This window comes from Stenotrophomonas sp. P5_A8 (genome assembly GCF_056400545.1).
Map to the genome: position 1 here is coordinate 1 of NZ_JBFULB010000346.1, position 3981 is coordinate 3981.

The window sequence follows — 3981 nt, forward strand, 5'->3', positions numbered from 1 at the left end:
ATCAAGGAGGAGGCCGCCACGCGGCCGGGGGACATTTGCGCCAGGGGCGCACTGGCCGCTACGGGGCCCATACGCTCGCGACAGACCCGAGCGAGGACACAGCGCGATGCACTCGGGAAGACCGCCTGGAGCCGGCCAGCGGCCGGCACTACCCGTCTACGGAACGACGCATCATCCGCGCGGCGTGGCCGCTACCTGCGCCATTGCCATTCGATCGGCCTCCTCCGGCAACGCCGGCGACGCGCACTGGGCCCCGGCACGGCCTTCCTGCGCCAGCCAGTCGTCCACCACCCCGCCCAGCAGGTCCACTCGCAACGGCAAGGTGATGTGGTCTTCGCCGCGCATCTCGATGTAATGCACGCGCGGACTGGCCGCCGCCAGTCGACGCCCCTGGCTCACCTGCACATGCTGGTCGTCCTGGCCGTGCAGCAACAGCACACAGGCGCGCGTATCGGCCAGCGCGCGCGCGACATCCACGCGGTCCAGGTCCAGGTCCAGGCGCTGGCTGGCCGCGGCGATCACCTGGTTGATGTCCTGGCTGCCGTAGCGCCAGCGCCCGTAGGCGGCCATCGCCTGCGCCTTCCAGCCCCTGGGCTGCAATGACATCAGGTGCGGAATCATGCTGCGGATGGCATCGCCGGCGTTGGCGAAGGACTCCATCGCCACCACCCCGGCAACCCGGTCGCCCAGCTTGTCGGCAGTGAACAACGCAGTGGCCGCGCCGTAGGACACGCCGAACAGATACAGCGGCCCAACCACCTCATGCCGCGCCTGCAGCGCATTGATCACATCGATGACGTCATCGGATTCGAACGTGCCATACCCCGACGGTCCGGCACCCGAATGCCCGTGGTTGCGCAGGTCGATGGTGACCACACGGTAGCCGGACTGGGCCAGCTGCAATGACCACGGCAGCATCGCATCGCCGTTCATCATCCAGCCGTGCAGCAGCACCACCGTGCCGCGCGGTGCCTGCGGCTGGAACGGATGCGGCAGGTCCAGCGCCAGGCCGGTGCGCAGCGGCTCGCCGTTGTCGTGCTGCTGGGCCAGATAGGCGTAGCGCAACCCGTACTGGCCCGGGTCGAAGGCCCGCCAGAAGATCGGCACACCGGCACGCCCGGYCACCCGGCCGTGCCGGTTGGGCACGCTGTCCACGGCCTCGGCGATGCGCGGGATGTCCAGCAACGTGGACACCCCGCCCGGCGCGACCAGGCGATCGCTGAGCGAGGTCGAGCGGGAGGTGGAGGTCAGCGGGGAGCAGGCGGCCAGCCACAGGCCGGCCCCGGCCAGCAACAACAGCAGCAGGCGCTTCATGGGGATACAGGGGGAATCCGATTGAGTCAGGCAGGTTACGGATCGCGCGGTCGGCGCTCTATCGCATCCGTATGACCATCCGATGACACGGCGGCAATGATTCAGCTTGAAGGGCGCGACCGTTGCGGACGCCGATGCCTGGAGTCGCCGGCGGCGCCGCACTCACCCCAGCCACGCCTCCATCGTCGGCCACCAGCCCGCCATCACCTGCGGCCCCTGCATCCGCGTACGCCACCAGCGCAGCGCGGCCCCCTCCTCACCCGGCCGCCAGGCCAGCCAGAACGTCTCGTCCGGCTTGGGTTCCTCAACCGGCTTGATCACCAACCGGCCCTGCGCCACCGCGTGCCGCACGTACGGCGCGGGCAGGAAGCCAAAGCCCAGCCCGGCGCACTGCAGACGGAACTTGCTGACCATGTCCGGCACGGTCACCGTTTCCTGCCCCATCAGCAGGCCGACGGTGCGCGGCAGCAGCCGACGCGCCGAATCAGCCACCGCGATCGCGCAATGCGCGGCCAGCTGCTCGCGGTCCAGGGGACCGGCGACCGCGGCCAGCGGATGCGAAGGCGCCACCGCGAACACGAATTCCACCACGCCCATCGGCTCGACCACATAGCCACCACCACTGGGCCCTTCGCCTGCCGCCCCCACCAGCAGGTCCGCACGCCGGTCCAGCAGCGCCTCCCAGGTGCCGGACAACGACTCGCACAGCAGCCGCACCCGGGTCTGCTCGGCCACCGCATTGAACGCGCGCACGTCCTCAGCCAGCAGCGACGGGGGGAACATCGAATCGACCGCGATGGTCAGCTCCGCCTCCCAGCCCGACGCTACCCGGCGCACCCGCATCTCCAGCTCGCGGGCCGCCCGCAGCAGGTGCCGCCCCTCTTCCAGCAGCGCCTGCCCGGCCGCGGTCAGCTGGGCGCGCGGCCCGATGCGGTCGAACAGTTGCACGCCCAGGTCCTGCTCGAGCTTGGACACGGTGTAGGAAATGGTCGAAGGCACCTTGTGCAGCGCCTTGCCGGCCGCCGCGAACGAGCCGCGTCGGTCGATGGCATCAAGGATCTGCAGGGCGTCGAGGCTGAGCTTGAGCATTCGAATTTTTCGATGATGGCTTACGAAACTATCCGTTTTTCAAACCCGAGGTGCAAGCGGATACTGGCGCCAACAGGAAAGGGCAGCGGCAAACGCCACCCCGACCATCATCGAAACTGTCGAACAAGGAGCATCCCATGCTGCAGGTCCGCAAGAGCAACAGCCGTGGCCACGCCGATCACGGCTGGCTGTCCTCCCACCACACCTTCTCCTTTGCCGGCTACCACGACCCGCGCTATGTCAGCGTCGGTCCACTGCGGGTGATCAACGAAGACCGCGTTCAGGGCGGCCAAGGCTTCGGTACCCACAGCCACGCCAACATGGAGATCATTTCCTACGTGCTGGGCGGCGCACTGGAGCACAAGGACTCGATGGGCACTGGCTCGGTGCTGCGCTACGGCGATGTGCAGCGCATGAGCGCCGGCAGCGGCGTCAGCCACAGCGAGTTCAACCACTCGGCGGACGAACCGGTGCACTTCCTGCAGATCTGGCTGTTCCCCGACCAGGAGAACATCACCCCCAGCTACCAGGAAACCCACTTCGCGCCGGAGACCAAGCGTGGACAGCTGCGGCTGATCGCCTCGAAGGATGGTCGCGACGGCTCGCTGCTGATCCATCAGGACGTGAACCTCTACGCCACCCTTCTCGAGGGCAGTGAACGCGTGCAGTTGCCGCTGGCCCCGCGCCGCGGCGCCTATGTGCAGGTTGCCCGCGGACAGGTACAGGTCAACGGCATCACCCTGGACACCGGCGATGCGCTGCAGATCCGCGACGAGGCCCAGGTGACGCTGGAGAACGCCAGCGACGCCGAAGTGATCGTCTTCGATCTGCCGCTGTAAGGCCCCACCTTACGCGTCCCGAGCTGCTCGGGGCGCGGCGTGCCTGCCGCCCGCTTCGGCGCTGGGAGAGAAGCCGAGTCTCATCTCGATCATGCGATGAAGCTCTCTGATGGGGTGCGGGGGCAATTGGCCTGCAGTGCCTCCCTCCTCCCATGCCAGTGCGATCGCCAGCTGCTCGAGCAATGGACCCGAGTCTACGACTGCGCACTCGAAGCATGTCGCGATCATGGACATATCTCCTGCCCTGGCGCACGCAACAGCGAGGTGAAAGGACGTGCCTCGCTGCTGGTGCAACATCACCAAACCCATGATCCTCTGTGCGGATATCTCAGGCACGGTTGCTAGACAATCCGCAGCAAACATCATGCGCGCTGAACGTCCGTTGCCGTCGCTAAGCAAGTGGATCGTCAAAAAGACAATGTACGACGCCAGGGCCCCTCCTATCGAAAGGCGCCCCGTCGCGCTCAGCTCCCGTCGCCGCTCAATCAAGCACCGCATGGCGCGCTGGGCCTGGTTCGGGTGGGGCGGCAAAAATCCTCGACTGAACGGATTGGCCGTGTTGATTCGCATGCCGCCCAGGTGGGCAAACGCTGACAGCCCTGTAAGTGCCTCCAGCGATTTTTTCAATTCCCGGAAACTCGCCGCCCGGTGCGTCGCCTCGAGACTGCGCCCCAATCGACCGCTTGCAGCCAWTCGCCGAAACCGGGCCACGTTTTCCAGATAGTCATCGACACCATTG

At 67.1% G+C, this 3981-nt stretch carries 4 protein-coding genes; 1 reads left to right on the forward strand and 3 read right to left on the reverse strand.

The features are described 5' to 3' along the window. Window positions 1-171 precede the first annotated feature (171 nt). Together AC1DQP_RS17665 and AC1DQP_RS17670 are read right to left on the reverse strand one after the other, a co-directional pair. Complete coding sequence (locus tag AC1DQP_RS17665) at window positions 172-1314, reverse strand: alpha/beta fold hydrolase (protein ID WP_478052119.1); 1143 nt, start codon at window positions 1312-1314, stop codon at window positions 172-174. A gap of 162 nt (window positions 1315-1476) precedes the next feature. Further along, complete coding sequence (locus tag AC1DQP_RS17670; RefSeq protein ID WP_457320697.1) at window positions 1477-2403, reverse strand: LysR family transcriptional regulator; 927 nt, start codon at window positions 2401-2403, stop codon at window positions 1477-1479. 137 nt (window positions 2404-2540) lie between these two features. Between AC1DQP_RS17670 and AC1DQP_RS17675 the strand changes: the two genes are divergently transcribed. Beyond that, window positions 2541-3242: a pirin family protein gene (locus AC1DQP_RS17675; protein WP_478052120.1), complete on the forward strand. Its 702-nt coding sequence runs from the start codon at window positions 2541-2543 to the stop codon at window positions 3240-3242. A gap of 9 nt (window positions 3243-3251) precedes the next feature. On the opposite strand, the gene AC1DQP_RS17680 is transcribed toward AC1DQP_RS17675, so the two are convergent. Further along, window positions 3252-3981 (reverse strand): hypothetical protein (locus tag AC1DQP_RS17680; protein ID WP_478052121.1); only part of this gene is annotated, 730 nt, incomplete at its 5' end.